Genomic DNA, 24720 nt, shown 5'->3' with positions numbered 1-24720 from the left:
CGATCGTTTTTTTATATGTTAATAAGCAACATTTGCTAAAATGAATTTGGCATTAGCCAGATAATCTTGATGCGATCATTGCTTGCCCTAGACTTAATCCGCCATCTCCCATTGGATATTGATGTGCGCTTAACACATTAAATTCCACAAGCTCTTGTTTCAATAAACGACGTAATAATTGGTTATGCATTACACCGCCTGAAAGTACAATGGTTTTGCAATTGTGGCGTTTAGCTTGCTGACGAGCTAATTCAGCAAAACCTTTTGCCAGCGCATAATGGAAAATAAATGCTTTGTTTTCTTTGGAATCATTGTAATCCAACCAATTTTGCCAAAATGTGGCTAAATCCAATTGATTATTTTTGATTGGCATTTTAACGTGAATATTGACCGCACTTTTTTCATCTTTGATAAAGTCAGATTGTGTGGCCAGCGCTTCTAAATAACAAGCTGCCTCTCCCTCCCAAGAGAGTTTGTCACCCACAATACCTAACCCATAAGCTACCGCATCAAATAATCTCCCAGCCGATGAAATAAGGGGAGAATTAAGATTACGTTCAATAGCATTGGAGAGTGGTTCCCAAGGTAATTCGGAACAAGTTTTAGCCGCAATTTCACGCCAATTGGGTACAAATTTTTGCAGATGAGCAAGCCAATTACGCCAAGGTTGAGTTGCCGCAAGATCGCCACCAGGCAAAGCAACGGCAGGCAATCCACCTAAATGTTGAGATTGTTCGCCATCCACTAATAAACATTCACCGCCCCAAAGTTGCCCGTTATCCCCCATTCCAATTCCATCTAAAGCAAGACCAATGACTTTTTCATGACAATGATGTTCTGCCAATACGGCAGCAATATGTGAGTGATGATGTAACACTTCCGCATAGGGTACCGATAATTTTTGTGCGAGGTTTTTCCCCGTTTTTGATGAAAAATAACCTGAGTGAGCATCCACCGCAATTAAATCCGGTTTGAATTGATAAATTTGACAAAATAAGTCGATATTATTTTCTAATTGTTGTTGCACAAGCTCATTGGCGGCATCACCAATATGTTGGCTAACAACGCCTTTATTTTGTTTTAATAGGCAAAATGTATTTTTAAGATCAGAACCCAACGCTAAGATATTTTTTGTATTTTCTGTTTTCAATAGAATTTCATCAGGAACATAGCCACGTGCTCGGCGTAGCGTTTCCACGCCATCAAAAGAGGCTCTCACTAAGCTATCATCAGCGCGTTGCAAAATATCGCGATTATGGCAAAGATAGAAATCTGCCAAATTATTTAATTTTTTCACCGCACTTTCGTTATCTAAAACAGGTGGCTCACCACTAGGATTGGCAGATGTCATGACGAGCGGTTGATTGATTTCACGTAAAAGCAAATGCTGTAATGGATTACTCGGTAACATCACCCCAATTTCATTTAGATTCGGGGCGATATTTTCTGCGAGACTGGACACCTTATTTTTTTGTAACAAAACGATTGGTGCAGCTGTGCTAGTGAGTAATTTGATTTCGGTTTCTGTTAAATTTTGTAAAAAATCTAAACTTGGCACCATTACGGCAAGAGGTTTGCTTGGACGATGTTTACGATCTCGCAGTAATTGAACCACATCGAAATTCTGTGCATCACAAGCCAAATGAAAACCGCCGATCCCTTTGATTGCTAAAATTTTTCCTTCTTTTAGCAAAAGTGCAGTTTGTTTTAAGGCTGTTTGATGTGTTGCAAGTTGATGTTCGCTATCTTGTAACCAAATATGCGGGCCGCAAACTGGGCAGGCATTAGGTTGGGCATGAAATCGGCGATCTGCTGGACTTTTATATTCATGTTCACAATCTGGGCAGAAAGGAAAATCCGACATCGATGTATTTTTACGATCATAAGGAATTTTTTTGATGATTGTAAAACGAGGCCCGCAATGGGTGCAATTAGTGAAAGGATAGTGATAACGACGATTTTCAGGATTGAATAAATCCTCTACGCAAGCAGGACAAGTGGCGGCATCAGGCACAATTTGTGTGTCCATCGCATTGTTTTCGCTTTCTCGGATTACAAATTCAGCAAAGTGCGGTAGATTTTCCCAGTGTTTTTCACATTGTTGAATATCTGTGATCAGTGCTAAAGGCGGTAGTTTTTCCTGTAAATCTTTTAAAAAATGTGTAAGCGCATCTTTTTCTGGATTTACAAATCGAATTAATACTCCTTGCCCATCATTATTTACATCGCCCTTTAGGCCATATTCATTTGCTAATAACCACACAAAAGGGCGAAATCCCACACCTTGCACTTTGCCTTTAATGCGTAATTCGATTCCGTTCATAACTTATTCTCTACATCAAATTGAGTGATTTTTATGGTAACCGAAAATATATGTGCAAGCTGTGATTTTCATCAAAGAAGATTCGTTTTTATAAGCAAATTATTGTGCGTAATGGGCTTTCCAATAACCAATCCACTCTTTTAATAAAACCATATTGCTATTTAACGCACCTAAGTCAGGAACAAAAGATTTTGCAGATAGATTTCCTTTGCTGCCATAGCTTGCCGCTGCAGCCGGAAGTACATTAAATCCTTGTTTTTCAAAAAGGTATTTGGCTCGTTTCATATGCCATTGATTTGTTACTAGAATGATTTTTTGAATATTATCTTTCACTAAAATATTTTTAGTGAAACTGGCATTTTCTTCCGTATTACGGGCTTTATTTTCGATCCATTGCGTTGGCACATTAAAGAATTGGTTAAGTTCTTTTGCCATTAAATCGCCTTCAGAAATGCCTATCAAAGAATAGCCCGTGGTTAAAATAGGTAAGCCCGTTTCTTTTTGTAAAAATGCCGCATAACGTAAACGTTCTAGTTGCGGTGCACCAGAAGCCGTTTCTGCATAAAGTTCTTTAGTGGGGTAAGATCCTCCGCCTAATATGACGATGGCTTGAGCTTGTTTATAGTCGTCTAGGGTAAGGGCTGGAGTGTCATCATTATCTGTTAGCAATAAACCAGTAAAAGGTGCACTCATGACATAAAGCCAAGTGAAACTGATAAACGCAATAAATTTGGCTAATTTTTTGAAATGAACACGATAAAAAATTGCTGCAATAATCAGTAATACAAAGGTATTGAGAGGTGGCGCGATAAGTGCGGTAAGAAGTTTTCCTAGTTCCAACATAGATAAGATCCTTGATATAGAGCGGTTTCATTATAATGATTAGTCATAGCTTGTCTATGTTGATTTTGTTAAAATAAGCCCCTTATTTTTTGATAAACAAACGCTCGAATTCATCAAAAGTGCGGTTATATTTATGAAAGTTTTTAAAGACAGTGTCATTTACCTTGTTGGGGAATTATCGTCAAAGTTAGTTCCTTTTTTACTTTTGCCTTATTTATCGCGTAAATTGGGCGTAGAAGGGTATGGATCACTTTCTTATTATCAAACTTTTTTAAGTTTATTTTTGATTGTGGTTTCTTTAACTCAAGAGGGCGCAATTTCCCGTTATTTTTATTTTTACGGAAAACGTTCATTAAATTTAGTGGTGAATACCGGCTATGCTTATACCACGATAATTGGCTGTATTATTCTAATTGGCTGTTGGATTGCTCAGTCTGAAATATTATTTTATGCCGCACTTTCTTCAATTTTTCAATCTTTCTTAAATGTTCAGCTAAGTGTAAGACAATGCCAGAAAAAGGCTTGGTCCTATGCTTTTATTCAATTTTCACTCACTATTACTGGAGCGGTATTTACCGTCGTATTGCTTGAGTATTATCAAAATGATCTTGTTGAAAAAAGAATTTTGGCAATTTTATTGAGCAATTTAGTTGTCTGGTTTTTTTCTTATTTTCTTTACAGAAAGAGTGCGACATCTAAAAAATATCAATTTAAACATTATCAATCTGCATTATTTTATATTTTAGGATTTGGATTACCGCTCATTTTGCATCATGCGAGCTTTTTCTTAAAAGGGCAGTTAGACCGTATTTTTATTTATCATAAATTCAGTGAAACAGATTTAGGGCTTTATGCCATGGGGGCTCAACTTGCTTTGGTGGTTTCTATTGCTATTCAAGCACTTAATAAAGCGATCATTCCCTATTTTTATGAAGCCTTAAAACAAAAAAAATTAGTGATTCAACAGTTACATAAATGGGCGTTATTTTCATTTTTGTTGATACCTATTCCTGCTTTAATCATGTGGATTATTCCTGAAGATGTGCTAGTTTGGATTTTAGGTAGCCAATTTGTGGGAACGAAATATTATTTTATTTTATTTTTAATTTCGACCACATTAAGTATTCCTTATTTGATTTTAGTTAATTATCTTTTCTATTATGGGAAAAATAAACTGATTTCCCAATGTTCCGTTTTATCTACAATCATTTATGTAGCGAGCCTTGTGGCTTTAACTTTTACAGAAATTAAATATATCCCTTATGCTGGAATTATTGGTTCGCTTTCCATTATTCCTATTCTTTATTTTATGACATCTAAAGTGAGTAAAACCCTATGAATCTCATTCTTTGTTGCACACCATTGCAAGTATTAATTGCGAGAAAAATAATTGAATTACATCCTAACGAGCAATTCTTTGGCGTCATGTTTGGTGGTGTATGGGATAAAAAAAGAACCTTGTACGCGAGTAAATTAGCGGAAGTTTGTAGTGATTCGGTGAACATTGATACGGGAAAAGATCTAAAAGGTTTCGATTCTCTCAAGTTAATGCGCCAGCTTAAGAATAAAATTACGCATAAAAGTTTTGATAAGGTTTTTCTCGCCAATCTTAATTCATTATGGCTACAAACTTATCTTAGTCATGTTTCATTTAAAGAGCTTTATACCTTTGATGATGGTTCAGATAATATTTTCCCACACCCTAATTTATTGAGAGAGCCTGATACATTTAAATATAAACTGATTAAAGCCTTTATTGGCGATAAATATAGTGTGAATAAATTATTTAACAAAATAAAAAAACATTATACAGTTTATCCTAATTATAAAAATATTGTTCCCAATGTTGAACCTATTTCCTTATGGGATAATAAAGTAGATGGTGAGATAGATGGCGAAGTCTCGTTTTTTATCGGGCAACCATTGTTAAATACAAAAGAAGAAAACATCTCATTAATAAAAAAATTAAAGGATCAGATTCCTTTTGACTATTATTTCCCTCATCCAGCAGAAGATTACCGAGTGGATGGGGTAAATTATGTTGAATCAGAACTTATTTTTGAAGATTACGTATTTAAGAATTTATCGAATAAAAAGGTTATTATTTATACGTTCTTCAGTTCTGTTGCGTTTAATTTATTAAGTCATCCTAATGTAGAAATCCGTTTTATTAGAACGAGTATTCCAAGATGGCAATTCTGTTACGATTCATTTCCAGACCTGGGATTAACGATTTATAAGGAAATTTAAGATGAAAAAAATCGGTTTCTTTATTATGAATATCGAAAGTGCGGGTGGAACGGAGCGTGTTTCCATTAATGTTGCTAATGCTCTTGCTAAACAGGGATATGATGTTTCTTTTATTAGCATTGGAGGTAACAAGCCTTTTTTCCAAGTCGATGAAAAAATTAATATTTACGCAATGAATAAATTGCCCTATTCATTGAAAAAAGATTATTTTTCTATCACAAAAAAATTAAGAGAATCGGTTAAAGAATTGCAGCTAGATACCTTAATTGTGGTTGATGGTGCGATTATGCTCTTTTCTGCTTTGGCGTTGGTCAATTTACATGTAAAGCATATTTTATGGGAGCATTATTCTTTTAACTTTACTGGCAATCGTTTAGTTCGCACACTCGGTAAATATTTAGCTTCAACAAGATGTGATAAAATCGTTACATTAACCGAATCAGAAAAAACGCTGTGGCAAGAAAAATTTAAAACGAACAATATAATCAGTATTTCTAATCCAAATACGCTTTTGCCAAAAAATAAATTAGCAAAATGGGAAAATAAAACTATTTTATCTGTAGGGCATTTATTTTCTTATAAAGGTTTTGATTATTTATTAAAGGCCTGGCATGTTTTGGCAAAAAATCACCCCGATTGGAATCTAAAAATAGTGGGATCGGGTGAGGAAGAAGAGAATTTAAAAAATCTTGCTAAAGCATTGGATATTGAAGATTCAGTTAATTTTATTCCTCGTACCAATGATGTCGCTTTTTATTATGAAAGCAGTTCAATTTATTGTTTACCTTCACAAACAGAAGGCTTGCCTTTAGTTGTTATTGAAGCAATGGCATTTGGCTTACCTATTGTTGCCTTTAATTGTTCTCCTGGTGTAAAGCAATTAGTGGAACATAAAGAAAATGGCTTTCTTTGTGAAAAAAATAATATTGAAGAAATGGTTAACGGTTTAGATTTATTAATGAATAATCCTGAACTTTATCAACAGATGTCAGACAAATCTTGTTTAATGAGTAAAGATTATGGCATTGAGAAAATTATTGAAGAATGGAAATCGATTTTATAAGGAATAATTGTATGTTAAAAAAATATTTGATCTCTTTAGATAAAGATATTCAACGTCGGGAATTATTCTTTTCTCAAAAAAATACTGAGGATTTCCAAATTTTTTCTGCCATTAATACCATGCAAAAAGATTGGGATGAATTAGCTGCTATTTTTAATGTTGAACAATTTAAGACACATTATGGACGTAATGTGACTAAGGGCGAAATAGGATGTACATTAAGCCATCTTTCTGTGTACCAAAAAATTGTTGAAGACAATGACATCGATGAAGATAGCTATGCGTTAGTCTGTGAAGACGATGCTTTATTCCACTCAGATTTTCAGCAAAATTTAATCGCACTTTTATCAGAAAAACTTGAGTCTGAAATTGTGTTGGTTGGGCAGTCAAAAATTAATGATTTCAATGATGCTGATTTAGAAATTAATTATCCGACAACTTTTTCTTTTTTATGCAAAAAAACAGGCAATGTAAATTACGCTTTTCCTTATAAAAGTTATTTTGCGGGCACGGTGGGCTATCTTATTAAAAAATCAGCTGCAAGAAGATTTATCCAGCAAATTTCCCAAAATAAACCATTTTGGTTAGCGGATGATTTTTTACTATTCGAACAGGATTTTAATATAAGAAATAAAGTGGTTCGCCCTCTCATGGTAATTGAAAATCCTGTATTGATAAGCAATTTAGAAAGTATCCGTGGATCTTTATCCAATAATTTGTTTAAAAAATTAATGAAATATCCATTGAAAAAAATCTTTGCGATAAAGAAAAATTTGGCTAATTAAAGGAAGGAATTATGTTAAGCATTATTGTGCCTTCTTATAATCGAAAAACAGAAGTGCCAGCTTTATTAGAAAGTTTAACTCAACAAACATCGACTCATTTTGAAGTGATTATTGTGGATGATTGCTCCAAAGAGAAAGTCGTCGTTGAGGAAAGCTATTCTTTTCCAGTTACAGTGATTCGTAATGAAACGAATCAAGGTGCGGCAGAAAGTCGTAATATTGGCGCGCGTGCATCAAAGGGAGATTGGTTGCTGTTTCTCGATGATGATGATCGTTTTATGCCAGAAAAATGTGAAAAAGTGTTACAAGTTATTGAGCAAAATCCAGACATTAATTTTATTTATCATCCAGCTAAGTGTGAAATGGTCAATGAATGGTTTACTTATGTGACTCAACCGATTGAACCCCAAGAAATCTCGACAGAACGTATTTTGTTAGCCAATAAGATTGGTGGCATGCCAATGGTTGCGATTAAAAAAGAGACGTTTTTAAAAATAGGCGGATTATCCACCGCACTTCGTTCTTTGGAAGACTATGATTTCTTATTAAAACTGCTACAAGAGCCAAGTTTTACCCCTTATAAAATTAATGAGCCACTGACTTATTGTACTTTCCATACCAAACGTTCAAGTGTGTCTACGGATACTACCAACACGCAAAAAGCCATTGATTATATTCGCGAGCATTATGTGAAAACGGTAGAGCAAGCTCGTAATTTTGATATTAACGCGAGCTATATTTTGGCTTATCCCTATATCATGAATTTATCGCGTAAAGCGGCAAAATATTATTTTGATATTTTTAAGAAAACAAAAAGCATTAAACAATTCATTATTACGTTGGTTATTTTAATTTCGCCAAAATTAGCCATTAATTTAAAACGGTTTATGTAGGAAAATAAAATGAAATTTTCAGTCCTAATGTCCTTATATATTAAGGAAAATCCTCAATTCTTGCGGGAGTGTTTTGAAAGTCTTGTGGCACAAACTCGTCAAGCTGATGAAATTGTATTGGTTTTTGATGGCGCAGTAACGCCAGAATTAGAATCCGTTGTGACAGAATTTGAAACAAAACTGCCATTAAAATTAGTTAAATTGCCGCAAAATCAAGGCTTAGGCAAAGCCTTAAACGAGGGTTTATTGCATTGTGCTTATGACTGGGTGTTCCGTATGGATACCGATGATATTTGCGTGCCTGATCGTTTTGAAAAGCAAGTGGCGTTTATTGAAAAGTATCCTGAAACCATCATTTTTGGCGGACAAATTGCTGAATTTGGTGAAAATATCAATGATATTGTGGCATATCGTAATGTGCCAACGTCGGCTCAAGAAATTATCAAATTCACGCAAAAACGTTGTCCGTTTAATCACATGACGGTGGCATATCAAAAAAGTGCGGTCATTAATTGTGGTGGATATGAAGATCTTCAAGAAGATTATTATTTGTGGATCAAACTTGTCGCACAAGGTTTATATGTGGCGAATTTGCCAGATATTTTAGTTTATGCACGAGTCGGAAATGGTATGGTAAGTCGTCGCCGTGGTGTCAATCAAGCCAAAGCAGAATGGCGTTTGTTCAAATTAAAATATCGTTTGGGAATTCAAGGATTGTTATCTGGATTATTTACTTTTGCATTGCGTTTTGGTTCTCGTTTATTGCCAACCTCGTTATTGAAAAACCTTTATCTAACTTTTTTACGTAAATAGGAAATCCGATGAAGTTAAATATTTTATTTAAAATTTCTGCATTATCGACCGCACTTTTTTTAGTTGGCTGTTCTAGTTCGTCTGATATTAAGCCAGTGGTTAATAGCACCAGTTATACTAAGCAAAGAACGCCAGAAAATTTTAATGATTATGTTCAATTTTTAAAAGGTAAAGCCGCCGCTGAAGGTGTGTCATTATCAGTATTAAATGCTCAAAATAATATTCTTTATATGCAAAAGGCAGTGGATTTAGATCGTGAACAAGCGGGTAAAATTCGTAAAAGAGATCCTAACTCCCCTCCAGTGGCTAATCCTAATGGAACGAGCAATTATCTCAATAGAGTGCTAACTCAAAATAAAGTGAATGTCGCGGGTGAGCGTTACTGGGAAGTGCAAGCGCCATTGCAAAAAGCAAGCCAAAAATATGGTGTTCAGCAGGAGTATTTGCTTGCGTTATGGGGAATGGAAAGCAGTTTCGGGCATTATCAAGGCAAATATGATGTACTTTCTGCAGTGGCAACGTTGGCTTTTGAAGGTCGTAGAGAAAAATTATTTACGAAAGAATTTATCTCAGCCATGAAAATGCTTGAAAAAGATCATATTCAACGTGAACGTATGTTAGGTTCGTGGGCGGGCGCAATGGGACAAACTCAGTTTATGCCAAGCACTTTCTTACGTTATGCGGCTGATGGAAATAATGATGGCGTAAAAGATATTTGGAAAAACCAGTTTGATACTTTTGCTTCTATTGCCAATTATTTGCATACAGTAGGCTGGGATAATAATTTGCCTTGGGGCGTAGAGGTGATGCTTACGCAACCTATTGATTTGAGTTATTCTGGCACAGAAAGCAATAAAGCTCGCTCTTTAAAAGATTGGCAAGCTATGGGGCTAATATTAAAAAGTGCCTCTCCACAAGAGCAAGCAAAATTAAGTACACTTGAAAATGCTCAGCTTTGGTTAGTTCGCCCTGATCGCGAAGCGGGCAGAGCGTTTTTAGTTTCAAATAATTTCCGTACTATTTTGGATTGGAATAAATCTAATTATTTTGCGTTGAGCATCGGTATGTTTGCTGAACGGATTAAAGATAATGTTGGATTGTGATAAAAGTGCGGTCAATATATTGACCGCATTTTTGTTTACTTATTTTTTCAATGTCGGCACAAACTCAGACAGCATTTTTATCTCTTCTTCACTTAATCTGCTTTTTACCATGTTGCCTGCACCTTGTATTTTTCCACTTTTACGATCAGAAAGTGCGGTGTAAATTTCCTCTGAATTTAGCGTATTGATAATTTGGGATTGTCCCAATGCTGATTTTTCAGCAGATTTCCCGTGGCAAGTGGCACAGGTTCGTTTATAAAAATTTTCAGCTTGTTCCGTATTTACATCAGCCAATACAAGTTGGCTGGCCGTGAGCAAGCTTAAAGAGAGTAGAGTAGTATAAATTCTTTTCATGGATTATCCTTTAAATAATTTAGTTAAATCGTCTTCGGGAATTTTGCCTTCATATTTAGCTTGAATGTTTCCTTCAGGGCTAATGACAAAAGAAGTTGGCGTGCCGACAAGTTGATAACGTTCAGCGGTAATTTTCATTTGATCTTTAATTACAGGCAAATGAAGTTCACGTTTAGCCACGACGGCTTTGGTGTCCATTTTATCGCTATCCACATTAATCGCAATAAGTGAAACTTTTCCTGGATTCTCTTCTGCGAGTTTTTCAAATTCTTTTAACTCTGCGATACAACGTCCGCAAGTTTCTGACCAAAAAATAAGTAAGCGTGTGCCTTTCCAATTCTCAAGGTTTGCAGGATTGCCTTGAAGATCATAGGCGGCAATATCAGGTGCTTTTTGCCCTACTGAGGCAACTTCATCTTTACAAGAAACGGCGCCAAAAATAACCGCACTTATGGCAAATAATTTCAATAGTTTATTTGTTCGCATGATTTTCTTCCTTTACAAATTTTCCGTGATGTAAATAAATAACACGATCGGTGAGTTCACCCAATTCTGGATTATGCGTCACCATTACAATGGTGCGTCCTTGTTGATTAAGTTTTGTGAGCAAATCTAGCACTAAAGATTCATTTTGCTCATCTAAATTTCCCGTTGGTTCATCGGCAAAGATAACGGGCGGTTGATTCACTAACGCTCGCGCAATGCAAACACGTTGTTGCTCACCGCCTGAAAGTTGGCTTGGGCGATGATCAATACGATGACCTAAACCTACTTGTTCCAATACAGCTTTGGCAGATGCTTCATCAATCACACTGTGATAATGTTGTGCCAGCATCACGTTTTCAAGTGCGGTCAAATAAGGAATTAAATGGAATTGTTGAAAGACTAATCCAATTTTTTCTGCGCGGAAACGTTGGCGACCGACTTCATCTAATTGGGCTGCATCAACGCCATCCAAAATCACTTTACCTTCACTAGCAGTATCTAAGCCCGTTAAAATATTCATCAGCGTGGTTTTACCGGAGCCTGATGCCCCCATAATCGCAACAAATTCCCCTTGTTTGATTTGAATATTAATATCTTCCAGCGCGGTAACTTGCCCGAAGCGTTTGTATAAATGTTGGGTTTCTATTACAAAGTTGGTCATAGTTTTTCTCTTTTATTATCTAATTTATAAGCATTTCACTTTTACTCACCCTTCAACACATTCGCTACATTAATACTCAATGCTCGACGTGTTGGAATAATAACAGCCACAAATGCCACTAATAACGAAAGTACAATCGTAATTGGTAACACTGGTAATCGCATATCAATATAAGATTTGAATACGGTTATTCCCAATACTTGAGCTAATAAATAACCCAAGCCAAGTCCTATAATAATCGCACAAAACGCGATAATTAAAATTTCAGTGCTGATTTGGCGAATGATGTCTAATTTTTTTGCGCCTAGTGCTTTCTGTAAGGCAAATTCTTTGGAACGTTCGCCGACAATGGCAATTAAGGTGGTATTCACACATAAGGTTGCAAGCACCAAAATCACAAGGGAAATTAAGCCCATTAAGCCTTTAATTTTTTCTAAAATTTGTCCTTCTGAGGCGGAAACTTTACGGATCGGGCGAGCGGTTAAATCAGAATATTGTTGCATGATCTTTTCGGCAAATTGATCCACTGTATTGGCACCTTGCTCATTTTGCACATTGAGTAATGCATTGTTTACTACGCCTTCTTTATCCAACCAATTTTGGGCAAATTCAACATTTACAATAAGCATATTGTCAGTCGCATCACCAGCTTCTACAATTCCTTTAATGTTGAAACTGTGTTTTTCTACGGCATTTTTAGACAGTTGTAGGCTATCGCCCACTTTAACATGTAATCGTTCAGCGAGGGTTTTCCCGAGCATCGCATTGCGATCGTCAAAATTTACGTTGATTGCTGAGCCCGTAATTTGCCAGTAAGGAGCAAGGATTCGCATGGCATCAAAATTTACGCCCATTAACACAATTTTTTCTAAATCACTGCGTGCGACGCCATAAAGATAAGGACTGGCAGCAGTGATAAAACCATCGGGTGCTTTTTGTAAAATTGCGTTTAATTCTGCTTGATTCATCATTCCTCCATCGGCTGAACCAATGTAGAAATTTGCTCCAAAAGTACGGAGTTCTTGGCTCATTTTGGTGTTGATGTCGAAGTAAACCGCTGCCATAGCAGTGACGATACTTGCCCCCACTGTAAGTGCGGTGAAAATAATGAATACTCGTTGGAGGCGTAATCGCAACGCGCGGAAAATTAATCGCCAGAACATGCTTTGAGTGTTTGCGCTTTTATGCTCTGCCATAAAGCACCTCGACAGGGTAAAGTTTAGCGATTTTATGCGCAGGGAACCAAGTGCCAATCACGGCAATAAGAATGGAGAGCACGAGAACACAAGGCACGACGATCCAAGCAAAATCAAGAGGCGCGCCAAATAATGCGGCACCGATAAATTTGGCTAATCCCCATCCCGCTAAACAGCCAAATATTCCGCCTACTAATGCACTTAATACTGCTTCACAGTAGAACAGTAAGGTAATTTGCCATTGATAAGCGCCTAGTGCTTTCATTAAGCCAATTTCTTTTGAGCGTTCGATAATTCCTGCGCTCATTAAGGAAGCAATCCCCATTGCCGCAGCGATTAATGCCGCGAAGGTAACTACCGCCAGTAAGAGTTGGATTTTGCCAATGACGACACCTTCGGAAGCAGCCACTTGCCAAATTGGGCGAACTATTGCGCCAGAAATAGCTTCTTCTAATTGATGAGAAATTGATGAAACATAAGCGGTGCAATACCAACGATCATAGGCTTCTGCATCTAAGGCATCAGTATTGGCACGTGCTTTACGGGAAAGATCGTTTTCAGGCACAGTGAGGGCAGATACGCGGACGGATTGCACTTTGCCTTCTAAACTCAGCAAATTTTGTACCGTACTTAGGGGCATCACAAGCTGATTATCTTCTGTTCCACCGGTGCTTAAAATGCCTTTAATTTCTACCGCACTTTGTTGGCTTTCGCCGTTATCATTTGTGTAACTTAAGCTAAGTTTATCGCCAATTTTCCAATCATTACTTTTGGCTAGTTGTTCGCCAGTAAGTGCAGGGACGATTTCGCCAAAGTCATTGTTTAAATCATCAACCCATTCCCCTTCCACTTTCCAATAAGGACTAATGATTCGTTGCCCAGTGTGGTAATCATCTTCATCGGGTACGGCAATATTATGATCAAAGAAGGTACCAAGTACATTAATCGTTTTTGGGGCTGAAAGTGCGGTGGAATTTTGTGAAGATTTTATCACTTGTACATTTGCTGAAAGCAATGGGGCAAAACCTACGATATTATTTCGCCAGAAAATATCTTTGATGTTGGGAAGTTCTTTTTCATCTAAAAAATCTTGGCTAGATAATGAAGCACTATGGCTGAGTTCATCAGGCAATGCTGCATTGCTGGCAGGCTCTACCAAAATATTGGCACCGTAAGATTTCAGCTCTTTCGCCATTTTGTCACCAATATCAATGGAAACTGCAAGCAGCGCAGAGACTAAGCCTGCTGCTAAGAAAATAGTGATAATGGCGAGCAGTTTACGTTTAATACCAAATCGCCAAGATTGAAATAACATTCTAGCAAGCATTGTTATTCCCCTTTTGGATTGTCGTTTTTGTTAATGCCGAGATAGTTGTCGGGATTATCGCGGAATAAATCGAGATTTTTTTCGTTCTCAAAGAAATAAGTATGCCCTTCGTGGCTATATTTATATTCAGTTTTGGTGTTTTTGAGTTTGGCGCCACTAATCGGATCTTGTACTTCAATTTCCACAATCGTACTGAATAGATTCAAGCCATCTTCAAGGCTTTTACGAGAAATCACGATTTCATTTTCAGTTTGTTGCCAATTTTCAATAGGTACAGGGTTGCAACCGCCCGGTTTACCGATAGATGGAATAAAGAGATGCACACCACAACCAACACAGACCACTTGATTGCCTTGCATGACATAGCCTTGATCGCCACAGAGTAGGCAAGCATCGAATACTGCTGCCATACTGACTTTATTTGGTTGGCGATTGATAATGAAAAAGCGTACGGCTTTGCCATCATCAGCAATCCAAACAAAGCGGTGAAGTTTGCCATCTTTAAGTGGCTCTAGTGCTAAATGCACTTCATTTTTGTCATTAAGTTGTACTGGAACAGCTTCAGAAAGTTGTGGCGGTTGAGAGGCAACTTTTTCCCAATAAAGTTGGCTTGCAGCGACAAATAAGATACCCAATATGCCCCAGTAAATGGTGCGTTTTGATGTTTGTACGAAGGCTAATTTTTTGCGTTTTTCAATAAGATCTTTTTCAGCTTTTGCTTCTCTTAAACGTTTTGAATGTGTTTGAATGGTAAAAATACACAAAACAACGAGCATTAACACAACACAAATGATATTGATCCAAGCGGAGATTTCCCCTGATTTTGCCACAAAACTTAACCGCACTTTAGTGAGTTCAATGAGTTGTAATTTCATCAAGGTAAGCAACAGTTCTGCTACAAGCGGAAGAATTAAAGCGATAAAAAGTAAAAAACTGAGTGCAAAAAGTGCGGTGGATTTTCCTTGTGTTTTTTGTTGCTGTCTAAGTAAGAAATAGAGCCATGCACTTGAGGCTAAACTAAAAATCACACCAAAAATGACCGCACTTATATTTAAAATAAAATCTGTGTTAATAACATCTGTGTTGGTGAGAGCAGTGATGTTTGGATCTTTTGCCCAAGTTGCTCCCGCGATGAGCATTAATGCAAATTGCCAGAATGCGGCAAGGGTTGATGATTTGCTCCATTGGCTGATTGCAAAAAGTAAAAAGATAATTAAAAAGCCGATGGTTAGAATAAGATTGCTGGTTTGTCCATTAGGAATATTGAGTCGTAGGACGACACCCAAAGCCAAGCCAATAAGGCTTAGCCAAATAAGCGTTTTAGGCGAAATATTGCCTTTTTTAATTGCCCAAAATGCACCGAGTAAAAGCGAAATTGGCAAAAGAGATTGCAGAACAAAAATGAAAAAATAAGTCATAGAAAGAGGATTTTTAAATGGTAGGGTGGGCTTTAGCCCACCGTTTTTTCATGTCTGATTGTTAATTGGTGGGCAGAAGCCCACCCTACAGCACTATTATTTTAAACCAGTAAATTTAAATTCATAATTTACATCAAATGGTTTCCACCAACGACCCACTCCAGTTTCTTCATCAGTGTGGCGGTGCATACCAGCTTTTGGCGGCGGATCGATATGATAAGTTAATTTGTAGTTACCCACGCCCATCATTTTGATGTTTGCGCCATAGTGTGGACCATCGCCAGCAACCATTGGCATGAAGGTACCTTCTTGTTTAGCACCAGTATCGGTATTGACCAAAGTATAGTTGATGGTTAAATAAGGCATCCATTCACCTTCACCAAACCCGTTTTTGTTACCTTTCACCGCGTGAATGTCTGCTTCTAAGTGAATATCAGATTTTGCTGCAGGTAAGCCCATGCCGCGAGGTTCCATATCCACTGGTTTTAAGTAAACCGCTGCAATTTCCATGTCATTCATGGTAACCGCTTCACCGATTGGATATTCTTGGAATGCGTAAGCAGAAGTTGCTGCAAACATTCCTGCTAATAAACTTGCGCTAAGAAGTGCTTTTTTCATAGTTTCTCTCCTGAGATGAGTTTTGAGTTAATTTAAGACCGCTCTTTTGCTTTGATATTTCATAACAAACAAAGCAAAAATAGCAGCAAGAATTAAGATGGCTTGTGGCACAAGGGTTTCCACATAAGGATAAACACCTAACCACGAGATTTCTGGTACACCGTTAATTAATGTCGGTTCAAATAGTTTACCTTCAATAAGTTCAAGTACAGATTTGCCAGCGAACACAAATGCCATTAAATACATAAATGAACCGGTAAACATAAAGAATGGTTTTAATGGCAATTTAACCACGGTGTAACGCATTATAAAGTAGCAAATCGCCAGTAAAATCACCCCGCAAATAAAGCCAGCAAAAAGATAGGCTAAACTGACCGCACTTTTCGCATCTCCAACTAGGGCATAATAGAACAATACGGTTTCTGCGCCTTCACGATATACCGCGAGGAAACTGGTAAGCCATAAGCCGAATAGCGAGCCTGCTGTTAATGCCGTTGAAAGTTTGCCTTCGAGATAGCGTTTCCAGTTTTGTGCTTCGACTTTAGAAAGCAACCAGTAACTCATACTAAACAGCATGAAGACCGCGATAATCATTGTGAAACCTTCAAGCAATTCACGGTTTTGCCCTGAGTTTTCAAAAATAAGTTGGAAGATGAATGCGGTAACTACGCTTGCCCCTAACGCAATATAAACGGATTGGCGAATAACTGGCAATTTATCGTGATGATTGTTTTTTACCATATAAGCCACAATAGCGGCAACGATTAACAACGCTTCTAAGCCTTCACGTAAAATAATAAGCAAGCTATATAAGAACATAGACCAATCACTTTGTTCGCCACCTTGCAATATTTGAACGGCTTTCGCTAAGTTTTGGCTTAAACCTGCAGCTTGTTCTTGTAATTTGTCGCCATTTCCCGCTTTCATCATGCTGACTAAACGAGTGAAATAACCTTCTAATTCTGCTTTAAAGTTGCTATCGCGCGAGCCTACTTTGTTTTCCATGCCAGAACTTTCAAATACATCAAAGTAAGTGTCTTGCACTGCAAGCATGGCTTTTTTCGCATCGCCTTGTTCATAAAGGGTAATAGCTTGTTGAATACGTTGGTTGATTTCAGTCGTAATTTTTGCCCAATCTTGATCTGCAACCTTATCTGAAGTTTGCGCTTGCGATTGTGTTGCTTGAGCATTTTGCTCATCGCGAGTGGTTGGCAAATTAGGAAGTTGTTCTTCAATATCTTGCAAGAGTTGTGTGCTTTGGTAAGCAATTTCTGTCATTTGATCGGGTTGTTCGCTCAAACGAATCAAATTATAGAATTGTTGATTGATCGCTGCTGAAATTTCAGAAGAGCGGTTAGTTCTAACCGACATTTCCATTTCAGAATTTTTGTAGCCGTCATATTGAGCTTGTTGGAATGCTTTTTTAGCATTGGCAAAATCACCGCTTTCATAAGCACTAATGGCTTGAGCAATAAAATCATCAATGGTTTTGAAACTTTGTTGCCAATAAGGTTTGATGGCTTGATTATCATAAACGCCGTGCTGACTATCAGCATTGAGTTGATGCCCTTCAACAAGAGAAGGTAAAACTTGCTGTAATTCATTTTTTAAACCGTTGATTTTGGCTTGAACCTCATTCATTGGTTTACCTTCGCCAATCATTTTGCGAATCTCACCAAAAGTGGCTTCCATTTGATAGCTTTTTTGCGCTGAAAAATTAATGCGAATGGGGCCTTCTAAATTTTCAAATACTTCAAAATAGGCCATTTGTACTTCGGTTTTGGCATCATCAATTTTGTTTTCTTTAAGAAGTTGTTCGGTGTGATTCAAGCGTTGAGTAATGTCATCTACCCATTTTTGATAGTTATCGGCAAAGACGGCTTGAGAAAATAAAAATAGTAAAGATATGCTGATATAACGTAAAAGGTACGGCATAGAACTAACAACCTTATAAATGAAATCCATTCGTATTTGAAAGATATATCTAATGATAAAAAATCTCAACAATAAATTTGAATTTTTGCTACTTAGATCAAGTTTTATTTGAATATTTAAGATTTTTTAATGGCTGTTGTATAATGCAAGCGTTTTCCCATTGCCTTTTTAGGAGATTTTTATGACAGCACAAACTGGTATTTTGCTTGATGGTTGCAAAGCAGGCGTATTTTTAGAAGCAAATATCTCAGATTATTCTCAGATCCCAGCGGCAGCTCGCCAATTCCTTACTCGCTTAGAACAGTTTCAACAGACTTATCCCGATGCACGTTTGGGGGCGGTAGTTGCTTTTGGCGATAAAGCTTGGAAAACCCTTGGTGGGCAGGACGCACCAGAACTTAAACCTTTTGTTACTTTAGGAAAAGGTGATTTAACTGCGCCAAGTACACAAACCGATCTTTTAGTGCATATTCAATCATTACGCCCTGATGTTAATTTTTCTGTGGCACAAGCTGCAGTGAATGCTTTTGCTCAAGCTATTGATGTTCAGCAAGAAATTCATGGTTTCCGTTGGGTGGAGGAACGAGATCTCACAGGTTTTATTGATGGAACTGAAAATCCAAAGGATGTACAACGAGCAGAAGTAGCATTAATTTCAAATGGTAATGATAAAGATGGGAGTTATGTGTTTACTCAACGTTATGAACATAATCTCGCTAAATGGGAAAAATTAAATACAGCAAAACAAGAAAATGTGTTCGGACGCACCAAAACGGATAGCGTAGAAATGGAAGATAAGGCGGATACTTCTCATGTCGGTCGTACAGATTTGAAAGAGAATGGCAAAGGATTAAAAATCTTACGTCAAAGTTTACCTTATGGTACTGCGAGTGGTACACACGGATTATTCTTTATTGCTTACTGTGCAACGCTTTATAACATTGAACAACAGTTGCTTAATATGTTTGGTGAAAAAGACGGAAAAACTGACCGCATTTTAGGTTTCACTAGGGCTGTAACGGGTGCTTATTATTACGCACCGTCTATTGAGCAGTTGAATAAACTTTAATTTATGAAAAACCTAAATTAAAAAAATTTAGGTTTTTTTATGTTTCTTAACTTTTTCTTAAGATTTATTTGTTTTAATACACACATCCAAGCAATGGTGCTTGAAATTAACTTACTTAAAAAGGAAACATTATGAAAAAATTTGCATTAGCAACAATCTTCGCATTGGCAACAACGTCAGCATTTGCTGGTTTTAATGGCAGTAATACGCAAGGCGGTTTTCAACAAGCAACTCCTTCAGCAATTAGTGTAAAACAAGCTTTATCTGCAGCTGATAATTCAATGATTACTTTAGTGGGGAATATCACTCAGCAAATTGATGACGATGAGTTTTGGTTTACTGATGGGACTGGGCAAATCAAGATTGAAATCAAAAAACGCGTTTGGAATGGTTTAAACGTAGATTCAAAGGATAAAGTGAAAATTTATGGAAAATTGGATAATGAGGTATTTGAGAAAGCGGAGCTTGATGTATTACGTATCGAAAAAGCAGAATAATCATTTTTGAAAATGGCGAGCATTAGCTCGCTGCTTTTGTTTATAAAGTGCGGTCAATTTTTATGAGAATTTTATTGATAGAAGACGATAATCTAATCGGCAATGGGCTACAAATCGGTTTAACTAAACTTGGTTTTATGGTGGATTGGTTTACAGATGGTAAAACAGGAATGGATGCCTTAGCGTCTGCGCCTTATGATGCGGTGGTATTGGATTTGACATTGCCTAAACTTGATGGATTAGAGGTATTACAACAATGGCGTTCCAAGCATCAAGATGTACCCGTATTGATTTTGACTGCCCGTGATACCTTAGATGAACGAGTCAAAGGATTGCAAAGCGGTGCAGATGATTATCTTTGCAAGCCTTTTGCTTTGGCTGAAGTTGCGGCGCGATTGCAAGCACTGATTCGTCGTCGTTATGGTCATCATCATTCGGTGATTGAGCACGCAGGCGTTAAACTCGATCCAAATCAGCGTTTTGTTTGGCTAAATAATCAACCTATTTCTTTAACAAGCCGTGAATACAAATTACTTGAATTATTTATGCTAAATAAAGATCGCGTACTCTCTCGCTCATCTATTGAAGAAAAATTATCAAGCTGGGATGAAGAAATTAGCAGCGGCGCATTGGATGTGCATATTTATAATTTACGCCAAAAATTGGGGAAACAATTTATTCGCACGGTACATGGTGTTGGGTATGCTTTAGGACAAATTGAAAAATGAAAAATAGAAGCCTTACGTTGCGTCTTATTTCTGTGCTTTGTTTAACCGCACTTTTTGTTTGGGTGGGTTCTACGCTTGTTGCTTGGTGGCAAGTGCGCCACGATGTGAATAAAGTTTTTGATGCACAACAAGTTCTCTTTGCTGAACGGCTCGCGAATTCAGATTTAAGTACTATTTTGTTGGAATCTAGCACAACGCTAAATAAAAATTCACAGTCGGCATTAAAAAAAAGTTATGACGATGATGCCTTAGCCTTTGCTATTTTTTCTAAAACTGGGAAACTTTTATTCAGTGATGGACTAAATGGAAAAGATTTTATTTTTAATAATAAAACGGGTTTTCATAATTCTCATACTTATGATGATGACGATAACTGGCGAATTTTCTGGCGTACGGCAGCGAATGGGAAATTGATTATCGCAGTAGGGCAAGAATTAGATTATCGTGAAGATTTAATTGAAGAAATGATCTTTGGGCAAATGTGGATTTGGTTTGCGAGTTTGCCTATTTTGATTATTGTTTTAGGATGGTTGATTTATAAAGAGTTGAGACCGATTAAACGTTTAAGTCAAGAAATACAAACGAGAAAATCTGGTGATGTATCATTGTTGAATCCAGAAGGTTTACCTGCTGAGATTTTACCCTTAGTAAAAAATTTAAATCAATTTTTTGACCGCACTTCGGCCATGCTACAACAAGAACGTCGTTTTACCTCGGATGCCGCCCATGAATTGCGTAGTCCATTGGCGGCACTGCGTATTCAAACTGAAGTTGCTCAACTGGCGGGTGATGATAGTGAATTACGAGAACAAGCACTTTTGCATTTAACACAAGGGATTGATCGTGCGTCGCAGTTAATTGAGCAACTTTTAACGCTTTCAAAACTGGATAATTTACAAGAATTGGAAGAATTACAGCCTATTGATTGGGACGGCATCATTCAGTCGCTGATCGCAGAGCGTTATTTTATGGCAGAAAAACGTAAAATTACCTTGGCTTTTGAGAAAGAATCTGAACCCAAGCAGAAACAAGGGCAACCAATTTTAGTTTCATTGATGCTTAGAAATTTACTAGATAATGCCATTAAATATTGCCCAGAAGAAACAACCGTTTCAGTGAAAATAGCATCTTCTCAGATTATTGTTGAAGATAATGGCGGTGGCGTTGAACCCGAAGATTTGAAAAAACTTGGTCAGCGTTTTTATCGCCCAGCAGGACAAAATGAAAAGGGCAGTGGCTTGGGGTTTTCTATTGTCATGCGAATTGCGGAATTACATGGATTCAAAGTGCGGTTAGAAAATGTTATAAAAGAAGGACAGCGAATTGGCTTAAAGGCACAAATATTTTTATAAACATTTCCTTTAAAAAAAGAAAACCGAGTAAAGACTCGGTTTTTCTTTTTTAGAATAGGTTGCTGATAAAGATGACTAAAATAATCACTGGCACAACGAATTTCACATAGTTAAACCAGATTTTAGTGAATGTTGAGTCTGGTGTTGGAGAAAGTTCTTTTTTCGCCTCATCTTTTAACACAAAACCAACGAAAATAGCACAACCAAGTGCGGTCAGCATAAAGAGAATATTTCCACTAACATAATCATAGAAATCAAAAATGCTTTTGCCGAAAATGGTGACATCTTTCCATACATTATCGCCTAAAATTGCTGGAATATTACCTAAGACAAAAATTCCACCAAGGGTTAAGACAATCGCTTTACCACGGCGCATTCTGAGCTTTTCTTGTAATGCCGTGATGATTACTTCATAAATTGTGATAGAAGTCGTTAGTGCGGCAATTAATAATAAGCCGAAGAAGATAATCGCAAAGAATTTACCTGCCCATAAGTGAGAAAATACGATAGGTAAACTTTGGAATACTAATGTTGGCCCTGCGTTTGGTTCAATTCCAAAAGTGAAAAGTGATGGGAAGATCATAAAGCCAGCAAGTACAGCAATAATTGTGTTGGTGAAACCTGTAATAACTGCAGTATGGATTAAGTTTTCTTCTTTATTTAAGTAACTAGAAAGCGTAATTAATACACCAAAACCAAGGCTTAATGCGAAGAATACTTGCCCTAAAACAAAGATAAATAATTGTGGGGTAATTTTGCTGAAATCAGGTTTTAAATAGAATGTAATGCCTTCCATTGCGCCCGGTAATGTTACGTTGCGAATAACCATTCCAATTAAGAAGATAAATAGTAATGGCATTAAATATTTTACTGAACGCTCAATCCCACCAATGATACCTTTTGCCAAGATAATGTAATTCACGACAACAAATAAGAAGGTGTACAACATAATTTCATAAGGGCTATTACCGATATGAAGAGCGTAGAAATTTTTGGCAATGTCTTTTGTAATTGGGGTTGAAATGTCTAATGTACCGCTAATTAGGCTGATGATATAAGAAATAACCCAACCACCAAGCACCATATAATACGCCATAATGCCAAATGCGCCGAGTAAGCCCATATAACCTAATATTTTCCAATATTTAGAAATGCCTTTTCCTTTGTCGAGAATTTTATCGCCAAAGGCATCAATAGAGTTTACACGTAAGCGACGGCCGATCACGTTTTCAACGAGAATCATAGGAATACCGATTACGATCATTGCGATACAAAAGAGTAGAACGTAAGCACCGCCACCATTTTCCCCCACGAGATAAGGGAAACGCCAAGTTGCACCGAAACCGACAGTTGCGCCTGCGACCGTCATAACATAAGTGAGGCGGCTCGACCAAGTTTGTCGCTGTTTATTATTTGTTGTCATTTTTTATCCTATTTTTAATAAAAGTGCGGTAAATAATTAGGGTGTTTTACCGCAAAATTAAAACTCAACTTTTTCTTTATATTCACAAAGATCTTCAATAATGCAAGATCCGCAGCGAGGCTTGCGTGCAATGCAAGTATAGCGTCCGTGTAAGATCAACCAATGGTGAACATCCACTTTAAATTCATCAGGTACGACTTTAAGCAGTTTTTCTTCCACTTTTACAACGTCTTTACCTGGTGCAAAATTAGTTCGATTGCATACACGGAAAATATGGGTATCCACCGCAATAGTTGGATGACCAAATGCTGTATTTAGTACAACATTGGCTGTTTTTCTGCCCACCCCTGCTAATGCTTCTAAGGCTTCGCGATTTTCGGGCACTTTACCGTTGTGCTTTTCAATTAAATCACGGCAAGTTTTGATAATGTTTTCTGCTTTGCTATTAAAAAGCCCGATAGTTTTAATATAGCTTTTTAAACCATCTAATCCTAAATCTAAAATCGCTTGAGGCGTGTTTGCAACAGGAAATAGTTTTTCTGTCGCTTTATTCACACCTTTATCAGTTGCTTGTGCCGATAGAATTACCGCAATTAATAATTCGAAGGGCGAATTATACTGTAATTCTGTGGTCGGGTGGGGATTTTGCTCTCGTAATCTTGTGAGTATTTCGATTCTTTTTGTTTTGTTCATATTTTGTAGAAATTAGCCTATTTAATTTATTGGAATTGTCTGTTTAGAAGACTGCAAGCCCCCTTCCGTCACTTCGTGACACCTTCCTCCGCAAGCAGGGGAAGGCAAGATTTTCTTTGAACCTCTTTTTGTCACTTTGTGACATTGCCCCCATAAGTAAGGGAAAGTAAGATTTGGTTGCCTTATTTTTTTACATTATCAATTCGATTTTTTATGGCGAGGAGCAAGCCTAATCCTATAAATGCACCTGGTGGCAGAATGAAAAGTAAAAAGCTGCTGTCTGTATGGTAAATATGGAGCGTTAAAAATTTAGCTTGTTCGCCGAATAGATTTTCGATGCCATCAAAAACCGTACCTTGTCCAATGATTTCACGCAATGCGCCAAGCACTGTCAAGCTAAGCGCCATTCCTAATCCCATTGAAAACCCATCCCAAACTGAATGGAGTAAGCTGTTTTTTGAGGCGAACGCTTCTGCTCGACCAATCACAATACAGTTGGTAACGATGAGTGGAATAAAAATCCCAAGTGATTGATAAAGCGTATAGGTATAAGCATTCATTAAAAGTTGAACGACAGTTACAGTCGTCGCAATAATCATCACGTAGATTGGAATGCGGATTTCATTCGGAATATATTTACGGAAAAGCGAAATGACCGTATTTGTGCAAGTGAGCACAAGCATTGTCGCTAAACCTAAACCAAGTGCATTGGTGGCGGTACTAGACACCGCTAAAAGCGGACAAAGCCCAAGAAGTTGGACAACCGCTGGATTATTTTTCCAAATTCCTTGAGCAAAGATTTCTTTCCACATGGATTTTTGTTGATTTTCAACCGCACTTTCTATCTGTTCTTCTTCAAGTGCGGTATTTTTTTCAGTTAAATCTGTCAT

At 37.2% G+C, this 24720-nt stretch carries 24 protein-coding genes; 11 read left to right on the top strand and 13 right to left on the bottom strand.

Annotated elements, in window-relative coordinates; all coding sequences use genetic code 11:
- Positions 1 to 52 precede the first annotated feature (52 nt).
- Both hypF and DV428_RS07205 read right to left on the bottom strand, forming a co-directional pair.
- Positions 53 to 2323 (bottom strand): carbamoyltransferase HypF, encoded by a 2271-nt coding sequence (gene hypF, locus DV428_RS07210; RefSeq protein WP_114909223.1) that lies wholly within the window; start codon positions 2321 to 2323, stop codon positions 53 to 55.
- A gap of 99 nt (positions 2324 to 2422) precedes the next feature.
- Positions 2423 to 3166 carry a YdcF family protein gene (locus DV428_RS07205; protein ID WP_114909222.1) on the bottom strand — a complete coding sequence of 248 codons (744 nt, stop codon included), beginning with the start codon at positions 3164 to 3166 and terminating at the stop codon, positions 2423 to 2425.
- Positions 3167 to 3299: 133 nt separating this feature from the next.
- Here DV428_RS07205 and lsgA point away from each other — a divergent pair, with 133 nt between their 5' ends.
- The 7 genes from lsgA to DV428_RS07170 are packed head-to-tail and all read left to right on the top strand — an operon-like array spanning position 3300 to position 10073.
- A complete protein-coding gene (gene lsgA, locus DV428_RS07200; protein WP_114909221.1) occupies positions 3300 to 4505 on the top strand; it encodes a lipooligosaccharide flippase LsgA in 1206 nt (401 codons plus the stop codon).
- The gene (lsgB, locus tag DV428_RS07195; RefSeq protein WP_114909220.1) at positions 4502 to 5416 is read left to right on the top strand and encodes a lipooligosaccharide biosynthesis sialyltransferase LsgB; all 915 of its coding nucleotides are present in this window, start codon (positions 4502 to 4504) and stop codon (positions 5414 to 5416) included. The genes lsgA and lsgB overlap by 4 nt, the downstream gene beginning before the upstream one ends.
- A 1-nt stretch (position 5417) precedes the next feature.
- Positions 5418 to 6479: a lipooligosaccharide biosynthesis family 4 glycosyltransferase LsgC gene (lsgC, locus tag DV428_RS07190; protein ID WP_114909219.1), complete on the top strand. Its 1062-nt coding sequence runs from the start codon at positions 5418 to 5420 to the stop codon at positions 6477 to 6479.
- An 11-nt stretch (positions 6480 to 6490) separates the two neighbouring features.
- Entirely contained in the window at positions 6491 to 7264 is a 774-nt protein-coding gene (gene lsgD, locus DV428_RS07185) for a lipooligosaccharide biosynthesis galactosyltransferase LsgD (protein ID WP_114909218.1), read from the top strand.
- Positions 7265 to 7275: 11 nt separating this feature from the next.
- Complete coding sequence (gene lsgE, locus DV428_RS07180) at positions 7276 to 8157, top strand: lipooligosaccharide biosynthesis N-acetyl-glucosamine transferase LsgE (protein WP_114909217.1); 882 nt, start codon at positions 7276 to 7278, stop codon at positions 8155 to 8157.
- 9 nt (positions 8158 to 8166) lie between these two features.
- Complete coding sequence (gene lsgF, locus DV428_RS07175; protein ID WP_162790797.1) at positions 8167 to 8970, top strand: lipooligosaccharide biosynthesis galactosyltransferase LsgF; 804 nt, start codon at positions 8167 to 8169, stop codon at positions 8968 to 8970.
- A gap of 8 nt (positions 8971 to 8978) precedes the next feature.
- A complete protein-coding gene (locus DV428_RS07170; RefSeq protein WP_114909216.1) occupies positions 8979 to 10073 on the top strand; it encodes a lytic murein transglycosylase in 1095 nt (364 codons plus the stop codon).
- 39 nt (positions 10074 to 10112) lie between these two features.
- On the opposite strand, the gene DV428_RS07165 is transcribed toward DV428_RS07170, so the two are convergent.
- The 8 genes from DV428_RS07165 to DV428_RS07130 all read right to left on the bottom strand — a co-directional run bounded on the left by DV428_RS07165 (position 10113) and on the right by DV428_RS07130 (position 18068).
- Positions 10113 to 10427, bottom strand: coding sequence for a c-type cytochrome (locus DV428_RS07165; protein WP_009499934.1), 315 nt, complete (start codon positions 10425 to 10427; stop codon positions 10113 to 10115).
- 3 nt (positions 10428 to 10430) lie between these two features.
- Positions 10431 to 10913 carry a TlpA family protein disulfide reductase gene (locus tag DV428_RS07160; RefSeq protein WP_114909215.1) on the bottom strand — a complete coding sequence of 161 codons (483 nt, stop codon included), beginning with the start codon at positions 10911 to 10913 and terminating at the stop codon, positions 10431 to 10433.
- Complete coding sequence (locus tag DV428_RS07155) at positions 10900 to 11574, bottom strand: ABC transporter ATP-binding protein (RefSeq protein ID WP_005636775.1); 675 nt, start codon at positions 11572 to 11574, stop codon at positions 10900 to 10902. Before DV428_RS07155 ends, DV428_RS07160 begins: the two co-directional genes overlap by 14 nt.
- 41 nt (positions 11575 to 11615) lie before the next feature.
- A complete protein-coding gene (locus tag DV428_RS07150; protein ID WP_114909214.1) occupies positions 11616 to 12770 on the bottom strand; it encodes an ABC transporter permease in 1155 nt (384 codons plus the stop codon).
- Positions 12757 to 14097 carry an ABC transporter permease gene (locus DV428_RS07145; RefSeq protein ID WP_114909213.1) on the bottom strand — a complete coding sequence of 447 codons (1341 nt, stop codon included), beginning with the start codon at positions 14095 to 14097 and terminating at the stop codon, positions 12757 to 12759. The genes DV428_RS07150 and DV428_RS07145 overlap by 14 nt, the downstream gene beginning before the upstream one ends.
- A 2-nt stretch (positions 14098 to 14099) precedes the next feature.
- Positions 14100 to 15515: a Fe-S-containing protein gene (locus DV428_RS07140; RefSeq protein ID WP_114909212.1), complete on the bottom strand. Its 1416-nt coding sequence runs from the start codon at positions 15513 to 15515 to the stop codon at positions 14100 to 14102.
- A 96-nt stretch (positions 15516 to 15611) separates the two neighbouring features.
- Positions 15612 to 16133 carry an iron transporter gene (locus tag DV428_RS07135; RefSeq protein WP_005626197.1) on the bottom strand — a complete coding sequence of 174 codons (522 nt, stop codon included), beginning with the start codon at positions 16131 to 16133 and terminating at the stop codon, positions 15612 to 15614.
- A gap of 27 nt (positions 16134 to 16160) precedes the next feature.
- Positions 16161 to 18068 carry an FTR1 family iron permease gene (locus tag DV428_RS07130; protein WP_239993701.1) on the bottom strand — a complete coding sequence of 636 codons (1908 nt, stop codon included), beginning with the start codon at positions 18066 to 18068 and terminating at the stop codon, positions 16161 to 16163.
- Between the two features lie 181 nt (positions 18069 to 18249).
- Here DV428_RS07130 and DV428_RS07125 point away from each other — a divergent pair, with 181 nt between their 5' ends.
- The 4 genes from DV428_RS07125 to qseC all read left to right on the top strand — a co-directional run bounded on the left by DV428_RS07125 (position 18250) and on the right by qseC (position 21714).
- Positions 18250 to 19137: a Dyp-type peroxidase gene (locus DV428_RS07125; protein WP_114909210.1), complete on the top strand. Its 888-nt coding sequence runs from the start codon at positions 18250 to 18252 to the stop codon at positions 19135 to 19137.
- Positions 19138 to 19268: 131 nt separating this feature from the next.
- Complete coding sequence (locus tag DV428_RS07120; RefSeq protein ID WP_114909209.1) at positions 19269 to 19634, top strand: YgiW/YdeI family stress tolerance OB fold protein; 366 nt, start codon at positions 19269 to 19271, stop codon at positions 19632 to 19634.
- A 62-nt stretch (positions 19635 to 19696) separates the two neighbouring features.
- Positions 19697 to 20362, top strand: coding sequence for a response regulator (locus tag DV428_RS07115; RefSeq protein WP_046942939.1), 666 nt, complete (start codon positions 19697 to 19699; stop codon positions 20360 to 20362).
- Positions 20359 to 21714, top strand: a complete 1356-nt coding sequence (gene qseC / locus DV428_RS07110) for a quorum sensing histidine kinase QseC (protein ID WP_114909208.1) — start codon at positions 20359 to 20361, stop codon at positions 21712 to 21714. The genes DV428_RS07115 and qseC overlap by 4 nt, the downstream gene beginning before the upstream one ends.
- A gap of 49 nt (positions 21715 to 21763) precedes the next feature.
- Here qseC and DV428_RS07105 read toward each other — a convergent pair whose 3' ends face one another.
- From DV428_RS07105 to DV428_RS07095, 3 genes are all read right to left on the bottom strand, one after another.
- Entirely contained in the window at positions 21764 to 23137 is a 1374-nt protein-coding gene (locus DV428_RS07105) for a sodium-dependent transporter (protein ID WP_114909207.1), read from the bottom strand.
- A gap of 57 nt (positions 23138 to 23194) precedes the next feature.
- A complete protein-coding gene (gene nth / locus DV428_RS07100; RefSeq protein WP_114909206.1) occupies positions 23195 to 23830 on the bottom strand; it encodes an endonuclease III in 636 nt (211 codons plus the stop codon).
- A gap of 182 nt (positions 23831 to 24012) precedes the next feature.
- The gene (locus tag DV428_RS07095; RefSeq protein WP_114909205.1) at positions 24013 to 24720 is read right to left on the bottom strand and encodes an electron transport complex subunit E; all 708 of its coding nucleotides are present in this window, start codon (positions 24718 to 24720) and stop codon (positions 24013 to 24015) included.

The organism is Haemophilus haemolyticus (assembly GCF_003352385.1).
Taxonomy (GTDB): domain Bacteria; phylum Pseudomonadota; class Gammaproteobacteria; order Enterobacterales; family Pasteurellaceae; genus Haemophilus; species Haemophilus haemolyticus_I.
The sequence above is the reverse complement of the archived record's forward strand: the minus strand, read 5'-3'. Positions and strand labels throughout refer to the sequence as shown.

Bases quoted from the DNA above. Each gene is read 5' to 3' on its own strand.
- hypF (WP_114909223.1), bottom strand. From the start codon at position 2,323: ATGAACGGAATCGAATTACGCATTAAAGGCAAAGTGCAAGGTGTGGGA.
- DV428_RS07205 (WP_114909222.1), bottom strand. From the start codon at position 3,166: ATGTTGGAACTAGGAAAACTTCTTACCGCACTTATCGCGCCACCTCTC.
- lsgA (WP_114909221.1), top strand. From the start codon at position 3,300: ATGAAAGTTTTTAAAGACAGTGTCATTTACCTTGTTGGGGAATTATCG.
- lsgB (WP_114909220.1), top strand. From the start codon at position 4,502: ATGAATCTCATTCTTTGTTGCACACCATTGCAAGTATTAATTGCGAGA.
- lsgC (WP_114909219.1), top strand. From the start codon at position 5,418: ATGAAAAAAATCGGTTTCTTTATTATGAATATCGAAAGTGCGGGTGGA.
- lsgD (WP_114909218.1), top strand. From the start codon at position 6,491: ATGTTAAAAAAATATTTGATCTCTTTAGATAAAGATATTCAACGTCGG.
- lsgE (WP_114909217.1), top strand. From the start codon at position 7,276: ATGTTAAGCATTATTGTGCCTTCTTATAATCGAAAAACAGAAGTGCCA.
- lsgF (WP_162790797.1), top strand. From the start codon at position 8,167: ATGAAATTTTCAGTCCTAATGTCCTTATATATTAAGGAAAATCCTCAA.
- DV428_RS07170 (WP_114909216.1), top strand. From the start codon at position 8,979: ATGAAGTTAAATATTTTATTTAAAATTTCTGCATTATCGACCGCACTT.
- DV428_RS07165 (WP_009499934.1), bottom strand. From the start codon at position 10,427: ATGAAAAGAATTTATACTACTCTACTCTCTTTAAGCTTGCTCACGGCC.
- DV428_RS07160 (WP_114909215.1), bottom strand. From the start codon at position 10,913: ATGCGAACAAATAAACTATTGAAATTATTTGCCATAAGTGCGGTTATT.
- DV428_RS07155 (WP_005636775.1), bottom strand. From the start codon at position 11,574: ATGACCAACTTTGTAATAGAAACCCAACATTTATACAAACGCTTCGGG.
- DV428_RS07150 (WP_114909214.1), bottom strand. From the start codon at position 12,770: ATGGCAGAGCATAAAAGCGCAAACACTCAAAGCATGTTCTGGCGATTA.
- DV428_RS07145 (WP_114909213.1), bottom strand. From the start codon at position 14,097: ATGCTTGCTAGAATGTTATTTCAATCTTGGCGATTTGGTATTAAACGT.
- DV428_RS07140 (WP_114909212.1), bottom strand. From the start codon at position 15,515: ATGACTTATTTTTTCATTTTTGTTCTGCAATCTCTTTTGCCAATTTCG.
- DV428_RS07135 (WP_005626197.1), bottom strand. From the start codon at position 16,133: ATGAAAAAAGCACTTCTTAGCGCAAGTTTATTAGCAGGAATGTTTGCA.
- DV428_RS07130 (WP_239993701.1), bottom strand. From the start codon at position 18,068: ATGCCGTACCTTTTACGTTATATCAGCATATCTTTACTATTTTTATTT.
- DV428_RS07125 (WP_114909210.1), top strand. From the start codon at position 18,250: ATGACAGCACAAACTGGTATTTTGCTTGATGGTTGCAAAGCAGGCGTA.
- DV428_RS07120 (WP_114909209.1), top strand. From the start codon at position 19,269: ATGAAAAAATTTGCATTAGCAACAATCTTCGCATTGGCAACAACGTCA.
- DV428_RS07115 (WP_046942939.1), top strand. From the start codon at position 19,697: ATGAGAATTTTATTGATAGAAGACGATAATCTAATCGGCAATGGGCTA.
- qseC (WP_114909208.1), top strand. From the start codon at position 20,359: ATGAAAAATAGAAGCCTTACGTTGCGTCTTATTTCTGTGCTTTGTTTA.
- DV428_RS07105 (WP_114909207.1), bottom strand. From the start codon at position 23,137: ATGACAACAAATAATAAACAGCGACAAACTTGGTCGAGCCGCCTCACT.
- nth (WP_114909206.1), bottom strand. From the start codon at position 23,830: ATGAACAAAACAAAAAGAATCGAAATACTCACAAGATTACGAGAGCAA.
- DV428_RS07095 (WP_114909205.1), bottom strand. From the start codon at position 24,720: ATGACAGATTTAACTGAAAAAAATACCGCACTTGAAGAAGAACAGATA.